This window comes from Leuconostoc sp. DB-1, from assembly GCF_013414845.1.
Classification (GTDB): domain Bacteria; phylum Bacillota; class Bacilli; order Lactobacillales; family Lactobacillaceae; genus Leuconostoc; species Leuconostoc mesenteroides.
The window spans coordinates 864,115-884,137 of the sequence record NZ_JABFNJ010000001.1; the positions used below are offsets into that span (position 1 = coordinate 864,115).

Annotated in this window: 25 protein-coding genes and 1 riboswitch; all 25 genes read right to left on the reverse strand. The window is 37.4% G+C overall.

What is annotated here, in order from left to right:
- Positions 1-46: 46 nt before the first annotated feature.
- The 25 genes from HFP47_RS10650 to aroF all read right to left on the reverse strand — a co-directional run bounded on the left by HFP47_RS10650 (position 47) and on the right by aroF (position 20,021).
- Complete coding sequence (locus HFP47_RS10650) at positions 47-580, reverse strand: helix-turn-helix transcriptional regulator (RefSeq protein ID WP_257229713.1); 534 nt, start codon at positions 578-580, stop codon at positions 47-49.
- Positions 561-983: a hypothetical protein gene (locus HFP47_RS10655; RefSeq protein ID WP_257229714.1), complete on the reverse strand. Its 423-nt coding sequence runs from the start codon at positions 981-983 to the stop codon at positions 561-563. Before HFP47_RS10655 ends, HFP47_RS10650 begins: the two co-directional genes overlap by 20 nt.
- A 9-nt stretch (positions 984-992) precedes the next feature.
- Positions 993-1,754: an acetoin reductase gene (locus HFP47_RS04080; RefSeq protein WP_014324784.1), complete on the reverse strand. Its 762-nt coding sequence runs from the start codon at positions 1,752-1,754 to the stop codon at positions 993-995.
- A 105-nt stretch (positions 1,755-1,859) separates the two neighbouring features.
- Positions 1,860-3,002 carry an acyltransferase gene (locus HFP47_RS04085; RefSeq protein ID WP_042251679.1) on the reverse strand — a complete coding sequence of 381 codons (1,143 nt, stop codon included), beginning with the start codon at positions 3,000-3,002 and terminating at the stop codon, positions 1,860-1,862.
- Positions 2,986-3,270 carry a class I adenylate-forming enzyme family protein gene (locus HFP47_RS10905; RefSeq protein ID WP_179876398.1) on the reverse strand — a complete coding sequence of 95 codons (285 nt, stop codon included), beginning with the start codon at positions 3,268-3,270 and terminating at the stop codon, positions 2,986-2,988. Before HFP47_RS10905 ends, HFP47_RS04085 begins: the two co-directional genes overlap by 17 nt.
- Entirely contained in the window at positions 3,246-3,980 is a 735-nt protein-coding gene (locus tag HFP47_RS04095) for an AMP-binding protein (protein ID WP_179876095.1), read from the reverse strand. Before HFP47_RS04095 ends, HFP47_RS10905 begins: the two co-directional genes overlap by 25 nt.
- On the reverse strand, positions 3,923-4,513 hold the full coding sequence (locus tag HFP47_RS04100; protein ID WP_179876096.1) for an AMP-binding protein: 591 nt from the start codon (positions 4,511-4,513) through the stop codon (positions 3,923-3,925). The genes HFP47_RS04095 and HFP47_RS04100 overlap by 58 nt, the downstream gene beginning before the upstream one ends.
- Before the next feature lie 19 nt (positions 4,514-4,532).
- A complete protein-coding gene (locus HFP47_RS04105) occupies positions 4,533-5,501 on the reverse strand; it encodes an aliphatic sulfonate ABC transporter substrate-binding protein (protein ID WP_011679887.1) in 969 nt (322 codons plus the stop codon).
- Complete coding sequence (locus tag HFP47_RS04110) at positions 5,498-6,220, reverse strand: ABC transporter ATP-binding protein (protein ID WP_042251671.1); 723 nt, start codon at positions 6,218-6,220, stop codon at positions 5,498-5,500. Before HFP47_RS04110 ends, HFP47_RS04105 begins: the two co-directional genes overlap by 4 nt.
- Positions 6,221-6,224: 4 nt before the next feature.
- Entirely contained in the window at positions 6,225-7,001 is a 777-nt protein-coding gene (locus tag HFP47_RS04115) for an ABC transporter permease subunit (protein ID WP_048593052.1), read from the reverse strand.
- A gap of 197 nt (positions 7,002-7,198) precedes the next feature.
- Positions 7,199-8,170: a hydantoinase/carbamoylase family amidase gene (locus HFP47_RS04120; RefSeq protein WP_257229715.1), complete on the reverse strand. Its 972-nt coding sequence runs from the start codon at positions 8,168-8,170 to the stop codon at positions 7,199-7,201.
- Between the two features lie 32 nt (positions 8,171-8,202).
- Positions 8,203-8,397 (reverse strand): hypothetical protein, encoded by a 195-nt coding sequence (locus tag HFP47_RS10660; RefSeq protein ID WP_257229716.1) that lies wholly within the window; start codon positions 8,395-8,397, stop codon positions 8,203-8,205.
- Between the two features lie 6 nt (positions 8,398-8,403).
- On the reverse strand, positions 8,404-9,630 hold the full coding sequence (locus HFP47_RS04125) for an MFS transporter (RefSeq protein ID WP_179876097.1): 1,227 nt from the start codon (positions 9,628-9,630) through the stop codon (positions 8,404-8,406).
- A 23-nt stretch (positions 9,631-9,653) separates the two neighbouring features.
- Positions 9,654-10,430 (reverse strand): thiazole synthase, encoded by a 777-nt coding sequence (locus tag HFP47_RS04130; RefSeq protein WP_014324786.1) that lies wholly within the window; start codon positions 10,428-10,430, stop codon positions 9,654-9,656.
- 21 nt (positions 10,431-10,451) lie between these two features.
- The gene (gene thiF, locus HFP47_RS04135; protein ID WP_011679892.1) at positions 10,452-11,099 is read right to left on the reverse strand and encodes a sulfur carrier protein ThiS adenylyltransferase ThiF; all 648 of its coding nucleotides are present in this window, start codon (positions 11,097-11,099) and stop codon (positions 10,452-10,454) included.
- A gap of 10 nt (positions 11,100-11,109) precedes the next feature.
- Complete coding sequence (gene thiS, locus HFP47_RS04140; protein ID WP_010292462.1) at positions 11,110-11,307, reverse strand: sulfur carrier protein ThiS; 198 nt, start codon at positions 11,305-11,307, stop codon at positions 11,110-11,112.
- A gap of 26 nt (positions 11,308-11,333) precedes the next feature.
- The gene (gene thiE / locus HFP47_RS04145; RefSeq protein WP_179876098.1) at positions 11,334-11,972 is read right to left on the reverse strand and encodes a thiamine phosphate synthase; all 639 of its coding nucleotides are present in this window, start codon (positions 11,970-11,972) and stop codon (positions 11,334-11,336) included.
- A gap of 132 nt (positions 11,973-12,104) precedes the next feature.
- Positions 12,105-12,195, reverse strand: a riboswitch (TPP riboswitch).
- Between the two features lie 149 nt (positions 12,196-12,344).
- Positions 12,345-13,226 (reverse strand): type I 3-dehydroquinate dehydratase, encoded by an 882-nt coding sequence (locus HFP47_RS04150; RefSeq protein ID WP_179876099.1) that lies wholly within the window; start codon positions 13,224-13,226, stop codon positions 12,345-12,347.
- The gene (locus HFP47_RS04155) at positions 13,223-13,777 is read right to left on the reverse strand and encodes a hypothetical protein (RefSeq protein ID WP_014324789.1); all 555 of its coding nucleotides are present in this window, start codon (positions 13,775-13,777) and stop codon (positions 13,223-13,225) included. The genes HFP47_RS04150 and HFP47_RS04155 overlap by 4 nt, the downstream gene beginning before the upstream one ends.
- A 3-nt stretch (positions 13,778-13,780) precedes the next feature.
- Entirely contained in the window at positions 13,781-14,581 is an 801-nt protein-coding gene (locus HFP47_RS04160; RefSeq protein WP_011679896.1) for a shikimate kinase, read from the reverse strand.
- A 7-nt stretch (positions 14,582-14,588) separates the two neighbouring features.
- On the reverse strand, positions 14,589-15,440 hold the full coding sequence (locus tag HFP47_RS04165; protein WP_179876100.1) for a prephenate dehydrogenase/arogenate dehydrogenase family protein: 852 nt from the start codon (positions 15,438-15,440) through the stop codon (positions 14,589-14,591).
- Entirely contained in the window at positions 15,437-16,741 is a 1,305-nt protein-coding gene (aroA, locus tag HFP47_RS04170) for a 3-phosphoshikimate 1-carboxyvinyltransferase (RefSeq protein ID WP_179876101.1), read from the reverse strand. The genes HFP47_RS04165 and aroA overlap by 4 nt, the downstream gene beginning before the upstream one ends.
- 46 nt (positions 16,742-16,787) lie before the next feature.
- Positions 16,788-17,966 (reverse strand): chorismate synthase, encoded by a 1,179-nt coding sequence (gene aroC / locus HFP47_RS04175; protein WP_011679899.1) that lies wholly within the window; start codon positions 17,964-17,966, stop codon positions 16,788-16,790.
- A gap of 1 nt (position 17,967) precedes the next feature.
- Positions 17,968-19,032: a 3-dehydroquinate synthase gene (aroB, locus tag HFP47_RS04180; RefSeq protein ID WP_011679900.1), complete on the reverse strand. Its 1,065-nt coding sequence runs from the start codon at positions 19,030-19,032 to the stop codon at positions 17,968-17,970.
- Positions 19,029-20,021 carry a 3-deoxy-7-phosphoheptulonate synthase gene (gene aroF, locus HFP47_RS04185; RefSeq protein ID WP_011679901.1) on the reverse strand — a complete coding sequence of 331 codons (993 nt, stop codon included), beginning with the start codon at positions 20,019-20,021 and terminating at the stop codon, positions 19,029-19,031. Before aroF ends, aroB begins: the two co-directional genes overlap by 4 nt.
- Positions 20,022-20,023: the final 2 nt, after the last annotated feature.

The window sequence follows — 20,023 nt, forward strand, 5'->3', positions numbered from 1 at the left end:
TCTATTTTGGTAATTCTAGCCCAATCGTTCAATGAACCTACTAAACTTAGTTTTTATAAAGCTGACGATACATTTTAGGTGTCATTTGTTTTTCCTTTTTAAAAAAGGCTGAGAACTTACTTGTATTCATATAACCAACTTCGTTGGCAATAAAAGTAATACTGGCCTGACTATCCTTTAGTAAAGTACAGGCATATTCCAAGCGCGCAGACATCAAGAAACTGTGAATTGACTGGTAATATGTGGCTTTAAACAATTTCTGCATGGTCGTTTGACCAATATCATATTGTCTAGCCAACTGCTGCAAAGTTAACTTTTCACCGATGTGATTCAGCAAATAGCCATGAATAGCATAAATTTTCTTAATATCTCTTGTTGGAAAATAAGTTTTGGGTAAAATAGCTTCGTGCGCCTCATCTGAATTAAGATATAATAATAATTCCGCTATTTTCAATCGTAAAAATTGCAATTGATTCGTTACTTCAACCGCTTCAAAATCTTTAAAAAACCGTTCAATAAACTCTGTTTTTATCAAGATATAATCTTGGTCGGATAAATAATTACTTAGTAATGCTATCAATTAGCTGGTCATTACCAACAAGCCTTATAAAATCGTCACTAACTTTCTGGCGATTGATCAGCAATGTAATGCCTTGATATTGGCCACTAACGCTAGAATAGTGATTATTATCATCAAAACTTTGAGCTATTTTCAAAAAACCCGGTTCCAAAAAAATTGTCTCTTGATTATTTTTGATTAAGTTAACAGATCCATTGTAGGAAAAATCTAAGCGCAACACTTGGTCAGAAAAAGTTATCGCCCCATAATACCTATCGAAAGAATAGTCATGTATCACCAAATCCAAGCCTTGTGTTAACTTTATCGCAATTGGTTGAAGATTTCCCGAATTACTAAATAGATTGGTTTTATTTACTTTATTTATGTGTTTTAAAAAATTTAAATAGTTATTTTTATTCGTCATCAAAGACTATTATACATAATTAATCCCACCATCAACTAAAATAGATTGACCGGTGATATAATTTGATTTTTCATCAGCCAAAAATGACACTAGGTTGGCAACATCAGCTGGTTCTTCACCACGACCCAATGCAATACCATCAATATATTCTTGCTTTGTCTCTCCTAATGGACGGTCGTAAATTTTAGCCATTGCAGCATCAATTTGATCCCACATTGGTGTCAAGACGATACCAGGGCAATAGGCATTTACAGTAATTTTGTCTTTTGCTAGCTCTTTGGCAGCAGCTTGTGTAATACCACGTACCGCAAACTTGGTAGCTGAATAAATACCTAGCAACTCAACGGCTTGGTGCCCAGCAATAGAACAAGCATTAATAATCTTTCCACCTCTGCCTTGTTTCTTAAATTGTTTAGCGGCAGCTTGAATACCATATATTGTTCCGTTGACGTTGATGTTGAAAATCTTAGTAATTTCATCAGGCTTAGCGTCTACAATGGCAGCAATTTGTGCAATCCCTGCATTGTTCACAAAAACATCTAATTGACCAAAGTCGTTCACAACATCATCAACTAACTTGAACATATCCTCATGACTTGAAATGTCAACGTAGTACCCTTTTGAGTCATTACCAACTTCTTCGGCAACTTTCACCGCATTATCTTTGTTTAAATCAGCGACTGCGACAGTGAAACCGTCTGATGCGAGTTGCTTAACAATACCCTCACCAATTCCTTGTCCACCACCAGTAACAACTGCAACTTTAACCATGTGAATTTCCTCCTTTTTAATTACAACTACATTATAAACTTGTAAGCCTTTACATTCAAGTAGTGAAATAATTTTGTGAATAATAAAACCTTAATACAAAAAGGTTCAAGTTCTGACCACTTTTCGTATATGTTGCGGTCGCCCAATCAAAAATCCAAATGGCGGAACTTTGTAAAAGAAGTAAGATAGCGCATATCCCATGAGTGCCGTTATTATATAAATGAAAGGTAACATAACTAATAGCACCCAACCATTACCAGAAGGTAGTGATGATAATACCACAAACATTAACGCCAACGGCAGGGTCTGTGACAAATATATGCCGAATGATATTTTGGCCCCAATAGCAACAAAATTAGTGATCCATTTTGGCAAATAGTTTTTTCGTAGATCAGCATAACGTAAACCTAGCCAAACAATGTAACCAATGATCACTACATCATAAATAAAAATAAACGGCTGATGAACTTCTTCTGCTTTGTTTAACGTCAGGTTTAACACATGAACATTATAAAAGTATAGAAGTACTGTTCCACAAGCAAAAACTAACGAAGATACGCCAAACCATATATGCCATTTACGTATAAAAGCTACGAATTCTTGATAATGTATCGCCGCGCAGCCACCCATAATAAAATAAAATTGATAAACAAAAACATTAAAACCATAGTTTTTTAATAAATATGGCCATCCACTTGTATCAATATTTGGTAATTGATATTTAATGAAGACAAGCATTCCTAACTGAACAACTGCTGAAATTATAACTATCATATGATGATACGACAAAAAACGTTTAAACAGCCAAACAATCAACGGAAAGATAAGATACAGTTGCATCGTAACCAAAATATAATACATATAGTAATTATCAGCATAAACTGACAAATGCGCCCAATTTTCTAAAAAATCCCCAAGTGATGAATGGTTTTCTGCTCCTGTTAAAATAGCTGTCCAACTTAAGTAAGGAATCAAAACACCGAGGTATCTTTTTTTCCAAAACTTTAAAATTTGCATTGGCTTAAAGTAATTATTCATGAATAAGACTAAGCCTGTCACAAACATAAAACCCATTCTCGTGAAATGCAGTGAAATGTGAGTTGCCATCAGAATTTCATAGGGCATTGAATGAGTAGAGATCTTATGCGTGACTAAGGTAGTCGTATGATTAGCAAGGACGCCCAAAATGAAAACTATCCTGAAAAAGTCAACTTCAAATAAGTAAATCCGTTTATTTGATTGTTGCATGCTGCATTTCACCTTTCAGACGTTCAATTAATTGTGCCCTTAAAATTTTACCAGTTTGATTTCGAGGGAATGCCCCCGTAATTAAATACTCTGAAGGTTGTTCATACTTAGCTAATTCTTTTGAAATTTTTCCCCTAATTTCATCAATCTCTTGATTATGATCACTCGAATTATTCAGATGTAGTGCTGCTACAACTCTCTCACCATATAATTCATCAGGCAGCCCAATAACAGCGACTTCTGTTACGAACTGAAACTGAGAAATAATCCCTCCACCTTAGCAGGAGCTACTTTTTCTCCACCATGGTTGATGATTTCTTTTATTCGACCAATCACGTACAGATAGCCCTCTTCGTCAAAATAACCAATATCTCCGGTTCGAAAATAACCGTCTACTAAAATATTGTCTTTAGGATCCAGATATGCTTGTAGTACTCTAGGTCCTCTTATTACGATTTCTCCATGCTGATTGGGTTTGTAAGTGATACCATAGACTGATGAATGAATCGCTATGTCCGTATCTACCACTGGGCCAACTGAACCAACTTTTGGCTTATCTAACGGATTAATTGAAACAACTGTTGTCGACTCTGTCATACCATAACCTTCTTGAACCTTAACATTAAATCTGCGCTCAAAGTCTGTTAATAATTGCTCAGGGAGCGAAAAGGAGGCTGAACGCACATATTCAAGGTGTACTGCTTTTTTTACTTTTTCGTACTGTTGATTACTATTTTGATTTTTTAGTAAAATATTAATAATTGTTGGTACAACTGACAACCAAGTAACTTGGTACTTCGCGACAATAGTCCAAAATTGACTTGCAGAAAACTTTGGCGCTACAATGACTTGACAGCCATTAATTCGTGAAGTAACCGTTGATACAATCTGTGCATTGATATGAAACATTGGCATAACAATTAAAGCATGATCGCTTTCTTTAATATTTTGACTTTTTGTAACAGCTTGCGTAGCCAATAATATTTTTTATTAGTGATACCGACTCTTTTGGGTTTTCCAGTTGTCCCAGAAGTATTTAAGATTAAAGCTAGTTGTTGTTCATCATCATCGGCTATTTTCCTTACAGAAGTGCCGTTGAATGAAAAAAAATTTACCAGATGACTTAAAACTTCAAATGATCTTTCTGAAAGTATCTCTTGATTTGCTAATTCCATACGAAGGCGATCACTAACAATCGCTCCAGAATATCGGTAGGCGGTAAATTCACTAAGAATTTCTTTAATGCCTGTCGTTTCGGCAACAGGATGTGCTATAGCACCAATTTCCCATAAGGCTTGTTCGATAATAGTTATCCAAATTGAATTCTCTAATCCAATCAGGACGACATCACCCCTCTGAATATTTTGATTAATAAATTGTTCTCGAAATAAATGGATGGCCTCTTTAGTTTCTTTTCCTGTTAACTTTATTTCACTCTTTACGTCTATTAATTGAATTTCATTTTCGTGTAATTCTAATTGTTTATTCAATCTATCGAGCAATACTGACATATTTTATCTACCACCTTCTTTAGTTTGTCGTGTTCAGCACAGTATCTTTAATTGTGATTTTCTTGTTTATCAACCCTTCTTCGTAAAATAAATTAGCAATACTCTGTTGTTCTTTTAAAACAGCTGAAGTTATACCGGTCATTGTGAAGTCTCTACGTTTTACCATTTTTTCAATAACTGATTGTTTCATGCTTAAAGATTTTGCCAATAGTTTTGAAACCTCGGACTTATTATTGTTAGCCCATTTCATATCTTGAGAAAGATATTTTACGAGATATGATGAAACTTTTTTATTTTTCTTAGCAATAGATTTGGTAGATAATAAAAAGTCACGGTTCTTACTCAACCTTTTTCCAGTCGTCAACACCTTAGCATTTTGAGATACTTCTGCCTGGGCAGTATAAGGATCCCATGTAACCCAAGCATCAATTTTTCCTTGACTAAAGGCTATGCTGGCATCTGTCTGTTTCATGTTAACTAACGTAACGTCACTAGAACTAAGGCCGGCCTTCTTCAACGCGCTAAGAAGCAGATACTGAGAACTAGTTCCTTGAGTATAAGCAATTCGCTTACCCTTTAAATCTGATATTTTAGATAGACTAGAACTTTGAGGTATCAAAATGGCGGATCCACTAGATTTACTTGCACCAACAGCAATATAGGTAATATCCGTTTTTGAGGCCTGTGCTGTGACGGGTGGTGTATCACCAGTGCGCGCGTAGTCAATACTACCACTTGCTAATGCTTGCATCTCAGCAGCACCATCAGCAAATTCGCGATAAACAATTTTGTAGCCTTGTTTTTTCATATTTTTTATAAGTTCACCATGTTGCTTAGCAATATCAATTGGATCACCTTTTTGGTAACCAATCGTAATAGTTTGCAACGTTGTTTTTTTCTCGATTGTTTGTGTATAACCATAAATGGCACAAACAGCCCATAAGAACAAAAAAATAACTAACATTGTTTTTCTAACTAATTGCGTCATTTTATTTCCTCGCTAGCGGATAATATGAAACTTTGAACCGTTTCAGTTGCCTCGGTTGAATAGTTACGATCATTACTCTTGCGAATGCCATCTATAATCAATCCCAAATGCCCGTCTTTAACAGCTACTACTCGATCCCCTAGCTGTACAGCCTCTTGAACATCGTGCGTAATTAGAATAGTTGTTAAGTTGGATTCTTCAACAATCTTGGCAATTAGACGCTGCATCTTTAAACGTGTTAATGCATCTAAGGCCCCCAATGGTTCATCTAACAAGAGAATTTTAGGTCGTGACATAAGCGCCCGAGCGAGTGCGACACGCTGTTTTTGTCCACCAGATAGCTGTTGTGGATATGATGTGCTTTTATCGCCAAGTTCAACCTTTTCGAGAAGTGTTAACGCGTAAGCATTTACATCCTTATTTTTGCTACCAAAAGTAACATTATCTATAACAGTCATCCATGGTAGCAAGCGTGAATCTTGGAACATCACACGAGCAATTTCATTTTTATCTGTTAATGACTTGTTATTAACGCTAATCTGACCAGAAGTTGGCTTTTCTAGGCCTGAAATTAACCTCAAGAGTGTTGTTTTACCACCACCACTTTCCCCTACGAAAGAAACGAACTCACCCTCCTGAATATCAAAATTAATGTTTTTTAGAACTTGTTTTTCCCCATATGTTTTACAGATGTTATCTAATCTTATAACTGAGTTCATATATCTATCCTTTTTGCCAATTTAATAAGATGGTTTCAAAACTTAATGCAATCCAATCAGATACTTTACCAAGAAAAGCATAGATAAGGATACTTAAAAAAATAGTCGGCATATCTAAGAATTGCTGCGCATTTGTTTCCATATAACCAATTCCTGAACTAGACGAAATTGTTTCAGACACAATGAGTGTTGTCCACATAACTCCTAAAGCATAGCGAAAACCCATTAAAATTGAAGGCAATGCACCTGGTATAATAATTTTCATTAACATCTGTTTTTTACTTAGGCCATAGGAAGAACCCATTTCAATTAGGCTCTTATCAATAGAACGTATGCCATGAAAAGTATTGATATAGATAGGAAAAAATACGCCTACCGCGACTAACGAAATTTTTGCACTTTCTCCAATACCCAACCAAATAATAACTAATGGGATTAATGCTAAGTGGGGAATATTTCGAATCATTTGAATTGAGCTATTAAAAAAACGCTGCGCAAATAATGAAACGCCATTAACACTCCCAAATACAAAACCTAATGTGCCGCCAAGCAACAATCCTGAAGTAGCTCTGTACAACGAAATACTCATATTTCGCTGTAATTCACCACTTTGGATTAGTGTGATACATTTACTTATGACCGCTACAGGTGTTGGCAGTAATGACTCATCAATTAAATTAATACTAGTAGTTACTTGCCATGTGACTAATATTGCAATAGGCAGTACGAATGGAATTAATATCTGATTTCCAGTCTTACTCCTGTACTTAATACTTGACATGATCGTTCTCCTAACCTTTTTTGACAAAATACTTACGTTCTACCTAGAATAGATCGTTACTTTTTGTAAGGTAATTCTATTCTTCGTATATTAATTGAAAAACAAAACTGTTCAAAATAACATGCACTTGTAATTTGTGATTTTTACGTCCAGTGAATTAAAAAAGCAAGTAACATCAAAGTTACTTGCTTTTTCATCTATATATACGCTAATTGATACAATGCTTGTTGCAATACTAATTGGCCATTTACTAAATGCTCAGATTTTGTGTTTTCCGAAGGAGAATGACTATTGCCTTTAATACTAGGGACAAAAATCATTGTGGTAGGCACATATTTTGCAATAATTTGAGCATCGTGTCCAGCACCAGAAATAAGCGACTGGTATGCTGAATTATGATATTGCGCAGCCAAAGCACTGTTATTTGCCAATTGATCACTTAATTTAATGGCATTCACATCCGTCATAATCGTCAAAATACTATCATTCAATTCCGTCAGCTCTTTAACAGCTGTGAATGCATCATCTAACCTTTTTTGGCTTTTATGTCTTAAATCTAATGAAAAATCAACTTCACTAGGAATAACATTAGCAGCATTTGGTTGAACTCGTATTTGTCCAATTGTGTATCTCAACGCTACAAATTCATCTAAAACCGCATAAAGCTGATGAATCAATGTGACTGCTTTTTTCATTGCATCACATCTCATATTCATTGGCGTTGTCCCTGCGTGATTAGCAACACCGTAACATTTGATCAATAGCTTTTTCTGACCAACAATATCAGTCACTATCCCGATATCTTGTCTTTTTTTCTCTAATATTGGTCCTTGTTCAATATGCAACTCAATAAAAGCGTGGATCAGACCAGTCACTTTTAATTCAGATGCTAGTTCCTTTAATTGAGTAACAGCATTTTGACGTGCATGATTAAAAGATAAACCTTCATGATCTCTCAGACCGTATACTGTGTCTTCTAACTTATTCATGAGATACCGTGAACCTGTAAAAGCTGTATTAAAACGTGACCCCTCTTCTTCCGAAAATGAAACAGCGATCAATGGTATTTTGGGACGACCAAATTTTTTCATTAATGTGCCAATTGATATCAAACTCGCTAAAGTCCCATAAATACCATCTAACGGACCACCATTAATTACAGTGTCCATGTGTGATCCTGATAATATGAATGCTCTTTGGCCTAGGTTTTTTCTGTTGTTGCATAGACATTTCCAATATCGTCAACAAAGGTGTAAAGACCGTAGTCACTAGCAATCTGCATATACTTTTTTTGCGCTGCCAACCAATTTTCATCATATACACAGCGCGTCACACCATCAAAACTAGTTAAACCAATTTTTTTGAATTCGTTTAGTAAAGATACTATATTTTTCATAAGCGTTCAGTCTCGTTCAGCTTCATATTTCACAAAATTAAAACAAACTAACGACGCCATCAATAATAATGCGGCAACATAAAAACTAATGCTCATACCTTTCGTAACATCAATTAAGAAGCCAGTCATGATTGGTGCAATAATTGATGCAATCATCCCCAAAAAATTATAAATTCCAAATGTCATTGCCAGCTGCGAATTTTTAGCATTAATCTTAATGGTATACAATAGCAAAGGATCTAATGCCATTTTTCCTGTTACCCCATAGACTAGCAAAGACAGTAACAAGACCATATCATTATTAATCGTTACGCCGACAATCAGTGAAATTGCCGACAAAGGAACTAAAATACATATCAATGTCTTAGTATTTTTCAAATAATCATTTATTCTAGCAAACAATAATGCACTTGGAATGGCGATAAACGGCACAATGGATGCTACCCACCCTACATTTGTTCCTGAAATATGCCGATAATCTATCAAGTATAACGGTAACCAAGTAATCATTACAATCTGCCCATAAATTGAAGCAAAAAGCATCAAGTACGTACATGACAAATTACGTGTAAATAGCGCTTTGATGTCGATTGACTTAATTGCAGTCTTAGAATGATTTGGTTTAGTTGATGCATTAAACGGCTTGTCTCGTATAACCAATATATACAGAAGTCCAACGATTACAGTCGGTACGCTGATAGTGATAAATGGGGTAGACCAATGAAAATGAAGCTGTAACACAAGAATACTGGATAATAATGTGCCAAGAATTTGCCCAAAGGCCTGTCCAGAATTAATTAAAGCTGTTCCAAAAGTTAACTTGTTTTTCGGTAATACTTGCGAGGATAATCCATACGATGCGCCATAGAAGCTTCCTTCACCAATACCCCCCATTGCTCTAGTAATTAAGAATAGTCCAATAGTTGTGACTAATCCAGAAAATAAGGTCATCACACCAAAAAATATGAAACCAAGTCCAATAATCCATTTTTTACTAAAGTAGTCTGCTAAGGTAGAAAAAGGCATTTGCACGATGGTATACGTTAAGAAAAACAAGGACGAAATCAAACCCAGTTGGCTATGATTCAAGCCAAATTCTGACTGAATAGCTGGCATAACAGGATTTAATATTGTCCGGTCTGCATATATGAATATCCAACCAAAAAAATTTAATAAAATAATAGTGACCCAACTATTATGCCGTTTATTTATTGGGTCTATCGTATTTTCCATGTGAGTTCCTTTTTGAATTCATCCTAAGCAGGATTACTTACTCCTGTTAGCGTTGAAGACGGTGAAGCAGATCCATCTAATACCCGGCCAGGTTTTGCTAAATAAGCTTTACGCCCGGCATTGATTGCTAATTTGAATGCTTCAGCCATCAAAGGAATATTTCCAGCAGTTGCCATTGCTGTGTTGGCCATAATGGCATCTGCCCCCATCTCCATAGCTTCAGCAGCTTGACTAGGTTTTCCGATACCCGCATCAATTATAATTGGCAAGTCAATCTCATTAATAAGAATTTGAATCAAATCTTTGTTGGACAGGCCCTTGTTGGTTCCAATTGGTGCTCCTAGTGGCATAATTGCCGCCGCTCCCGCATCGGTTAATTGTTTGGCTATGTTTAAGTCGGGCAACATATAAGGCATTACAATAAAGCCCTCTTTGGCCAGAACTTCTGTTGCTTTTAATGTTTCGTAATTATCAGGCATTAAGTATTTTTTATCAGGAATTACTTCTAATTTAATAAAGTCACTACCACTTAATTCACGGGCAATACGAGCAATTCGGATAGTTTCTTCAGCATTTGTGCAGCCTGAAGTATTAGGTAAAATAGTGACATTCTCAGGAATATAGTTTAAAATATTTTCCTTGGCGTCATTGGAACGTCTCAATGCCATTGTTATTATCTGAGCATCAGCATTTTTTACTGCTGAATCAATTAATTCATAGGAATATTTACCGGATCCTAAAATGAATCTTGAAGTGAATGTATGACCACCAATGGTCAAGGTATCAGTATTTTCTTTCATTACTATTAGTTTCTCCTAAATTTATAAAGCCACTTTACCGAGTATTAGCTGTAAAATGACATTTGCTTGATGACCAGCGCACACAAGCACTCTTGGTGCCATCAATCCTTCTACTCCAGCACTAATGTTATCCCCACAGATGTATACATTTTCGCTCTGTTGTCTCGTTTTAATATTATTTGGACTATGAATTCCAGCTAACCCGTTGCCCATAACAAGCGGTTTATTTGGAAAAATTTCACGAGAACTACCTAATAGGACTGCTTTACTATGCGGGTCATCAAATGCCTCACATATGATATCACTATCACCAAATAGAGCTTCAACATTTTGCGACGTGACTCTTTCTTGAATTGTTGAAATTGTAATAAATGGATTGAACTCTAATATGTTTTGTTTTAGCGCAATTACCTTTGGTACATTAATTTGACTCAATTTAAATTGCTGTCGATTCAGGTTACTCAACTCAACAGCATCAAAATCAATCAAAGTCAAATGCCCTACTCCTGCACGCGCTAATGCGATGGCAATATTAGAGCCAAGTCCACCGGCACCTGCAATAGTCACATGGGCCTGTGCAAGTTTTTCTGACGTTCCTGGCACATTGCGTTGTTTCATATCTTCATATACTTCTTGAACGCTGTAACCATCAATATTAATTTTGTGCATAAGACTTCCTTTAACCTCCACCTACAAATGAAATAATTTCAATTTGATCGTCATTATGAATAAAAGTATCTACAAAACGTTCACGTTGTAAAATCTTACCGTTGTGTTCAACTACAATGTTTTCTAAAGCAGCATTTTTGTCATTGAGCAGTTGTGCAATTGTTTTTCCAACGTACTGATTCTCTACAGAGCCATTTATCTTAAGCATTACCTAGGACCACCTTTCTCTAGTTTTTAAAGTACTTGGTCAAGTTCTTTAATCGTGTCGGATACTTTGTCCGCTATATTTTCGGCACACATAATTTCGCTAACCATCGCCACACCATTGATTTCAGTATTTTTAAAGTTGTGAATTGTATGTTCCTTGATACCACCAATTGCAATGACTGGTATGGAGACAGTTCGTGTAATCTCCTTTAAAGTTTCGATTGACGTAGGTTTTGTGATTACCTTGGTCTTAGTTGGATAAATAGCGCCAACTCCTAAATAATCTGCCCCCTCTAGTTCAGCCTGTGTGGCTCTCATGACACTTTTAGCAGACACACCCAAAATTTTTTCTGGACCAATTAAACGTCTTGCGACTGATATCGGTAAGTCATTATCGCCAATATGGACACCAGCAGCATCAACTGCTTGACAGATATCTATTCTGTCATCAATAATCAATGGAATTCTGAATCTGTCAGTAATTTCTTTCACTTTCGTTGCCAGTTCAAAATACTTATGCGTGGTAACCTCCTTTTCTCTTAGCTGAACGATTGTGACACCGTTCTGACATGCTTTTTCAATTCGACCTAAAAACTCTTCATCAGAATAATCGTATCGATTTGTGACTAAATATAGCTTTAGCACCTTAGTTATATTTACATCCATGGGCTCCTTTTCGTAAACCTCCTGATAATATATTTTTGAAATTTTTCAATACACTGAACCTTTTTAAATTTTTCAAATAAAAAAGCTGTTTTTTTTGCGCAAATAGGTACGCAAAAAAACAGCTTAATAAAAAATCTATTAATCACATCTTCCTACGCAGATTTTAATCCGATCAGGTTCAATGGGTATTTCTCAGCCCTCGCGGGCACCCCAGACATACATATATAATTTCATGAATACTATAACATTTATTTTTTGTAAACACAAGAAACAATTGCCTAGTAAATCAAAGTAAACAAAAAGCGCTACCTCCGGAGAGATAGCGGGTAGGTAGATAGATACTACCCAGTTGGTCTTAACTAATATAGCACATTATTGCCAAGCTTGCAATAATTCATTAATTGTCAGCTGCCCAGGAGCACTTCCTTGTGTCCCATCAAGTACTGCAAAGGTCATTTCTGACCCATATTGATATCCCTCGATACGGCTACGTTTACCTATCTCTCCCATGCTCATCGTGATTAATGGTTGCGAAATATTGACGTTCTTAGTTGTTTGCAATAGGTAATCAACGTCTTTTTCGGATTCAGGCATGACAGCCAATTTGATAATATCTGCTGAAGTATCAGCCATATCACTGATTAAAGCTGGCAAATTTTTAGGGGTAGATTCAAAATCGTGGTATGACAGTAATACTGGAACATTGGCTTTATTGGCTGCGTCCATAATACTTTGTCGTATCGGCTCATCTAATGTATATTCAACATCAACAGCTGCAAACGGAAACCCCGAATGTAAAGCAGTAATCATAAAAGTGGCATACTCGGTTGGGCTCATTTCACCACGGCCACCTTGTGTAACCGTACGATATGTTAACAACACCGGAAAACCACCAATACTATTAAACACCGTACCAGTTAACTCTTTAATAATTTGAACATTTATTTGTGGCCAATTAGCCATGAATTCTTGCTTGGCATTATCAATTTCTGACAACATTTTCGCTTCTGTCATGGCAGAAACGTCTTTTTGCGCCAATTCACTTTGTGCCCCAACCTTAACTTGTTGCCACATAACCGCCTGACTAAAGTCATCTGCGATGTAATCTGCCCGCCATTCAACAATGTCTGGATTTTGTTGTTGTAGTTTTTGAGCGAACGGACTAATTTTGTCCGTAGGTCCTAAAGTTAGGGGGACTGCTATAATCGGTTTATTCGTACTGCTAGGTATGTTTAATAGTTCTCTTAATGTCATAGGACTCTATAGACGATCCAAACCATCTGAGGCTTTAATTGTTGCCTAATTTGGTATTTTTCGTCACTACTTTCAGGTAATTTTTTGAATTGTTCTTCAGAAACAATTGTAAACCGATTTTGTTCTTTTATAAAGCTCTGTAATGCAACAATTTTACTTGGTGCAAACATCACTGACGGCCCCCAAGCATTATCTAAATTCACAGAGGTTAAATATCTTTTCATTAAGCCTTCTGTGGCCGCATGGACTATTGCTACATTTCGCTCAAATTGGGTATTTTCAATCACACTCATCGTCATTAAGGGTAGCGAAAATGTTTTTTCAATTGCAAGCTGTGACCAATTTAAATAATTAAAGTCGGCCCAATTTAAATCTGGTTCCTGATTAGACTTAAATGCAACTGGTAAAATTATTTTATCCCCTTTATAGTCACTTAGATGTAATAAAACTTCTTCAAAACTATTGTGCAAAATTAGGGTTTCGTCCGTTAAATAATATTGTGCTGCCTGTTCAGAATCTGTGCCACTTGGTCCTAATGTGTGAAGTTTCATAAATCACCTATTTAATTGCCTATTCTCTTTGTCAATGGCAGCCTGCATCAAAATGGTCATAATACCATCAATCATGTCATCTGTGATATCTACAGAAGTACTAAAATCTGATTTCAATTCCTTACGTAACTTTAACATACGATCCTGTTGAATCGTTGGTATACCAAATTTTTCTTTATAACGAGCCACTGCTTCAACAATCTGAAAACGTTCCGAAATAATTTTAAAAATTTGACGATCAAATGCATCTATCTGTGAACGCAATTGTAGTAGTGCTAGTTCATCCTCATTAGCGCTAAATAAGGCAATAATCTCAGCTGCAATACGCGCCGGTGTTTTACCAACTGTTTCTACGGTGAAATTGGCAACTTCTTCGTACTTTGGGTCACGTTCCTGCCATAATGCAAAGAATTCCGCCGTCGATTTTTCTTGAAGTAACGGGCGCTGTCCTTCAAGAATTAAGCGGCCAATAGTACTTTCTAAATTGCCATGTAAATAAATAATTGTCGCTGGAGAATGGCGAAGAATTTCTAAGTTTTCTGGTCGTTCCACTACACCCCCGCCCGTGGCAACAACACCATCAAATGTTTGTACATTATTTAAAACTTTGGTTTCTAACTCACGGAAGCCGGCTTCGCCACGTTCTTCAAAAATTTCTGCGATTGATTTACCGGCAGCACGTTCAATTTCAGAATCAATATCTACGAACTTTGAATGATGTTGCCGAGCAATTTCCTTACCCACAGTCGTTTTCCCAGCACCCATAAACCCAATAAGCATTAATGTATCTGGTTCTTTAATCATAATTTTCTCACTTTAACAATAAATTTTTTCTTGACTCCTGTGCTGACGAAATTAAAGTCATCAAAGTTGATGCATCATTATCTTCAATTGCTTGAGAAAATAATTGTAATTGCTCGATTATCAAGGACTGACTAGTTAATATTGCTTCTTTGTTGCTTAACAATACATCAGTCCATAACTTTGGATCACTTTCCGCTATGCGTGTCATATCTTTGAAGCCACCAGCAACATACTGTCCAAATGTCGTTGAATCGCCCAGCTGGTTAGTGGCAGTATTCATTAATGCAAAAGACATAATATGCGGTATATCACTAATTACAGCCATCAGCTCATCGTGTTTCTTGACTGAAATTGGCATAAATTTAGCGGCAATCGGTTCAAGAATTTCCTGCAACCTACGAGCATTAGAAATTGAACTTGAAATTAAGAAATAAGGCACATCTTGATACAATTTTTCATTTGCCCACTCAACACCGCTCCGATGAGTACCGGCCATAGCATGCCCACCAACGAAATGAATATTTTTTGGTGTCAAAACTGCTTCAGCCACATCCATAATATCTCGTTTTGTCGATCCTGTATCCGTAACGATTACCTCTTTTTTTAGAGATAGTTGAGATAATGAACGAATCATTTCTTCGATATAAGTTACTGGTGTGGCCAAGATAATAACATCAGCATGAGATGCAACATTTACTAAATTAGAAGCTGCCTCAAAAACAATACCATGATCTTTTGCATAGTTGAGCGACTTTTCATTAATATCAACACCTATTACTTGGTTTTTTGGCTCTTTGTTTAAAATTTTGGCTAACGATGCCCCCATTTCGCCAAGACCCACAACAACGATATTTTTCATAACCATTCTCTCTTAATTGAGGACACATCTTCTACAAATCCAGGATACGACACACTCATAGCTTCTTCACCGGTTAATACTACATCCCCTTCAGTAATGAGAGAAGCAATCACGTTCATCATACCAATGCGATGATCCCCATGTGAGTCAAGTAGTGTTGAGCCATTTGACGTGTGCAAGAGCGTTCCACCATGAATAACCATACCATCTGGATTCTCATCAATATCAGCGCCCAATTTAGTTAGCTCACTAATGACTGTCGAAATTCTGTCAGTTTCTTTTACACGTAATTCCTCTGCACCACTTATAATCGTGTCTCCCACAGCTTGTGTAGCAGCTAGAGCAAGAATGGGCAGTTCATCAACTGCACCAGGAATATCCTCAGCAGTAATTGCAATACCGTGTAAAGTTTGTGCTTTGACCGTGATATCAGCCAACGGTTCTCCATCAGATGCAATCGGTTTCTGAGTAATTTCTGCACCCATCCGTTCAAGCAATTTAATCACACCATCACGCGTTGGATTGACACCGACCTTTTTAATGGTAATTTCCGAGTTTGGTGTAATTAAACCAGCCACCATGAAAAATGCAGCACTTGAGATATCCGATGGTACTAAAACATGCTGACCGCTTAGTTTTGACTGCTTTTTAACAGTAATTACACCGTTATCTGTTTTAATTTGCCCACCAAACTGACGGAGCATGCGCTCTGTATGATCTCTTGATGGTAGATCTTCGATAATCGTTGTTTCACCCTCAGCTTGTATGCCCGCTAGCAAAATAGCACTTTTGACCTGCGCTGATGCTACCGGCATATGATAAGTAATACCATTTAGTTCAGTATTGGCCTTAATTACAGCTGGTAAGAACTCGTCATTAGATAATTCAAATTGCGCATTCATCATTGACAACGGGTCGGCAACACGACGCAATGGTCGCTTGCTCAGTGATGAATCACCAAAAATATTCAGATCAAACGGTTGCTTACTTAGCAATCCCATGAGGAGACGAGTTGAAGTTCCTGAATTGCCCATATCTAATCCAGCAGATGGTGCCTTAAAATTTGTAAGGCCTTTACCAATAACTGTAGCTTGTGATTCTGTGTGGTCAATTTCCACACCAAGCGCACGAAAAACACCCATGGTATGCATCACATCATCTGACATCAAAAAATTATCAATGACAGTTTTCCCCTCAGCTATCGCACCAAACATCAATGCTCGATGTGATATTGACTTGTCGCCAGGAACTGTTATTTCTCCATGAAGGCCATTTTTTTCTGCTTTAGTGAGTTTAATCATCTCTTTTTATCCTTTGTTCATAATATGTACTATAGCCGAAGCTATATTAAAACTTTCTTATTTCTTCACGATACACTGCCACTTGTTCTTTCATCCGTTCAATGTTATCTGCATCAAATTTATCCAAAACAGCTTTAGCTAACTCAATTGCTACCATTGCCTCAGCAATTACAGCAGCGGCAGTAACTGCAGTTGTATCTGAGCGTTCTATCGATGCACGGTGGTCTTCGTGTGTATCAATGTCAACTGACTGCATAGGACGATACAAAGTAGGAATAGGCTTAACAACACCACGAACAACAATTGCTTCTCCTGTCGTCATACCACCTTCAAAACCACCGAGATTATCAGAACCACGATAAAAGCCACGTTCTTCGTCCCAAAAAATTTCATCCATGACTTGATCGCCATACTTTTCTGCGTTATCAAAACCACCACCAAATTGAACACCTTTGAAGGCATTGATGCCAACAATAGCGTTGGCAATTTTAGCGTCTAACTTTGTATCGGCAGATACATATGATCCCAATCCAACAGGCATACCTGTCGCAATAACTTGGACTTGGCCTCCTACAGTATTTGCATCACGCTTTGTTTTATCAATTACTTCTTTAATAGCTTCATCAGCTTCAGCATTTAGAGCACGTGTGTCGAAACCTTCTGTCACAACACGCAACTCTTGCAGGTTCTTATACTTAGTTAACTCATTTAGGTCGGACTTAGCAGGTCCAACATTCACAACGAAACCATGAACATCAACACCTATTTCGGAAAGTAATTTTTTGGCAACAGCACCAACTGCAACACGCATTGTCGTTTCACGAGCCGAAGATCTTTCCAAAACATTGCGTAAATCTTCACGGTGACGATACTTCATCCCACCAACCAAATCAGCATGTCCTGGACGCGGGCGCAACACCTTACGGAGCGTATTTTCTGCTGTTGCTGGCTCATTAGGGGCCATAATTTTCGACCAATTATTATGATCATCGTTGTGAACATTCAATGTAATTGGTGATCCAAGTGTTGTTTGGTGACGAACACCTGTCAAAAAGGTAACTGTATCAGTTTCGATTTTTTGACGTTCACCACGACCATAACCACGCTGACGTCGAGCTAATTGCTCATTAACATCTTCTTGACTGATGTGTAATCCGGCAGGAATACCTTCAATAACAGCAATTTCTTCAGGGCCATGGCTTTCACCAGCAGTAACATATCTCATATTAATTCTCCACAAATGCCGGCATGTCGGCGATTTTTTTCTTTACAATAATTGGCTGACCTACTTTTTCAAGAGCCACTAAATTCAAAATACCATCATGATTTTTTTTATCATTGATCAAGTGGTTAAAGAAGTCAGTTGTCCCGATAAAATGCGAATGTGTTGGTAAACCAACAGCTTCCAATCGACTTAATAATTCAGTAGTTAGCCCTCTAGGCATTATACCATGTTGTTCAAATCGACTGCTAATAGCAATCATACCAATCGCCACAGCTTCACCATGACGTAATTCACCATGAGCTAATAGTTCAATCGCGTGACCAAAAGTATGCCCAAAATTCAGAAACTGGCGGTCTCCAGCTTCTTTTTCATCAGCCATCACTACACTAGCCTTATAAGCAATCGCACGTTTTGACAATTCTTGCGCATGATGACGTATATCTGCTACCGATTTGATTTGACCAGTAAAATCAAAAAAGTCTTGATTAGCCAATGCTGATGTTTTAACAACTTCCGCATATCCTTCAACTAAATCACGGTCCGTCAGTGTATTCAAATAAGTAACATCAACTAAATCTAAATCCGGCTGATAAAAAGAGCCAGCAATATTTTTTGTATTACCAAGATTCACGGCTGTCTTACCACCAACCGACGAATCAACTTGAGCTGTTAATGACGTCGCAATTTGAATAAAAGCAATTCCGCGCATGTACAAAGAGGCGACTACTCCACCTAAATCACCAATAACGCCACCACCTAATGCAATAACACCATCGCCACGCGTAAATCCAGCAGCTGCCATTTTAGCAATCAATTCACCGGCCACTGACAAAGATTTTGATGACTCTCCAGCGGGAACTTCTAACTCGAGTATATCAAATCCTACTTCACGTAATTGCTTTGCTGTATCCTTTAAATACAATGGCCCAACGTTGCTATCTGTTAATAGTGAAATCTTTCGCGCAGACCACACAGCCGATATTTCTTGGCCAAGACGTGTGTGTAAAGTGTTATCAATTTTCACATCATACTTTTTTGTCGCTAAATCAACTGTAATTGTGCTCATTTAATGGCCTCGCGCACCTTGTTTGCCTTCTCTGTCAATTGTTTGAATTGTGCTGGTGTCAATGCTTGGGCACCATCAACAAATGCATGTGACGGATCATCATGTATTTCGGTCATCAAACCTTGTGCACCAGCAGCAATTGCAGCTAAAGCAAGCGGTTCAACAAACTTTGAAACACCAGCCGCATGTGAAGCATCCGCAACAACAGGATAGTGAGTTAGCGATTGTAAAACAGGAATGGCTGATACATCAAGCGTATTACGCGTGTACTTATTATCATAAGTACGAATACCACGTTCCATCAAAATAATCTGATCATTCCCACCAGCAGCAATGTATTCAGCAGCATTAAGCAAATCATCGATGGTTGCTGACATACCACGTTTCAAAACCACGGGCTTGTTCTTCTTTCCCAGGGCCTTGAGCAAAGCAAAGTTTTGCATATTACGCGTACCGACTTGGAAAATATCTGTGTAAGAATCAACTAAATCAACATCTCGTGTATCTAAGATTTCGGTTACCATATCCATTCCCAACGCATCTGCTGCTGCGCGATGGGCTTTTAAACCTTCTTCGCCATTACCTTGAAATGAATATGGGGATGTACGTGGCTTGAAAGCCCCGCCGCGCAAGATAGTTGCGCCCGCCTGCTTAACATCTTCACCCATTTCTTTAACATGTTCGGGAGATTCGATTGAATCAGGGCCAGCCATGAAGACGAAGTTACCACCACCAATGACACTATGTTTAGTTGTAATAATTGTATCCTCTGGGTGGAAGTCACGTGATGACTTGATGGCTGAATGATGGTTTGTGATTATTTCAACAACGTCTTGTGATATATTTTTCAATATATCTTCAGGTAACTTTTTTACGCCGGCTAACGCAACTCTATTACTGTGAACAAACACTGGTTTAATAGGGTCTTTGGTATCTAATTGCGCTGCAATTTTTTCTGCATCTTGACTTGTCTTTGCGATAATAATCATTG

Bases quoted from the DNA above. Each gene is read 5' to 3' on its own strand.
- HFP47_RS10655 (WP_257229714.1), bottom strand. From the start codon at position 983: ATGACGAATAAAAATAACTATTTAAATTTTTTAAAACACATAAATAAA.
- HFP47_RS04080 (WP_014324784.1), bottom strand. From the start codon at position 1,754: ATGGTTAAAGTTGCAGTTGTTACTGGTGGTGGACAAGGAATTGGTGAG.
- HFP47_RS04085 (WP_042251679.1), bottom strand. From the start codon at position 3,002: ATGCAACAATCAAATAAACGGATTTACTTATTTGAAGTTGACTTTTTC.
- HFP47_RS04100 (WP_179876096.1), bottom strand. From the start codon at position 4,513: ATGTCAGTATTGCTCGATAGATTGAATAAACAATTAGAATTACACGAA.
- HFP47_RS04105 (WP_011679887.1), bottom strand. From the start codon at position 5,501: ATGACGCAATTAGTTAGAAAAACAATGTTAGTTATTTTTTTGTTCTTA.
- HFP47_RS04110 (WP_042251671.1), bottom strand. From the start codon at position 6,220: ATGAACTCAGTTATAAGATTAGATAACATCTGTAAAACATATGGGGAA.
- HFP47_RS04115 (WP_048593052.1), bottom strand. From the start codon at position 7,001: ATGTCAAGTATTAAGTACAGGAGTAAGACTGGAAATCAGATATTAATT.
- HFP47_RS04120 (WP_257229715.1), bottom strand. From the start codon at position 8,170: ATGGACACTGTAATTAATGGTGGTCCGTTAGATGGTATTTATGGGACT.
- HFP47_RS10660 (WP_257229716.1), bottom strand. From the start codon at position 8,397: ATGAAAAATATAGTATCTTTACTAAACGAATTCAAAAAAATTGGTTTA.
- HFP47_RS04125 (WP_179876097.1), bottom strand. From the start codon at position 9,630: ATGGAAAATACGATAGACCCAATAAATAAACGGCATAATAGTTGGGTC.
- HFP47_RS04130 (WP_014324786.1), bottom strand. From the start codon at position 10,430: ATGAAAGAAAATACTGATACCTTGACCATTGGTGGTCATACATTCACT.
- thiF (WP_011679892.1), bottom strand. From the start codon at position 11,099: ATGCACAAAATTAATATTGATGGTTACAGCGTTCAAGAAGTATATGAA.
- thiS (WP_010292462.1), bottom strand. From the start codon at position 11,307: ATGCTTAAGATAAATGGCTCTGTAGAGAATCAGTACGTTGGAAAAACA.
- thiE (WP_179876098.1), bottom strand. From the start codon at position 11,972: ATGGATGTAAATATAACTAAGGTGCTAAAGCTATATTTAGTCACAAAT.
- HFP47_RS04150 (WP_179876099.1), bottom strand. From the start codon at position 13,226: ATGACATTAAGAGAACTATTAAACATACCTAGCAGTACGAATAAACCG.
- HFP47_RS04155 (WP_014324789.1), bottom strand. From the start codon at position 13,777: ATGAAACTTCACACATTAGGACCAAGTGGCACAGATTCTGAACAGGCA.
- HFP47_RS04160 (WP_011679896.1), bottom strand. From the start codon at position 14,581: ATGATTAAAGAACCAGATACATTAATGCTTATTGGGTTTATGGGTGCT.
- HFP47_RS04165 (WP_179876100.1), bottom strand. From the start codon at position 15,440: ATGAAAAATATCGTTGTTGTGGGTCTTGGCGAAATGGGGGCATCGTTA.
- aroA (WP_179876101.1), bottom strand. From the start codon at position 16,741: ATGATTAAACTCACTAAAGCAGAAAAAAATGGCCTTCATGGAGAAATA.
- aroC (WP_011679899.1), bottom strand. From the start codon at position 17,966: ATGAGATATGTTACTGCTGGTGAAAGCCATGGCCCTGAAGAAATTGCT.
- aroB (WP_011679900.1), bottom strand. From the start codon at position 19,032: ATGAGCACAATTACAGTTGATTTAGCGACAAAAAAGTATGATGTGAAA.
- aroF (WP_011679901.1), bottom strand. From the start codon at position 20,021: ATGATTATTATCGCAAAGACAAGTCAAGATGCAGAAAAAATTGCAGCG.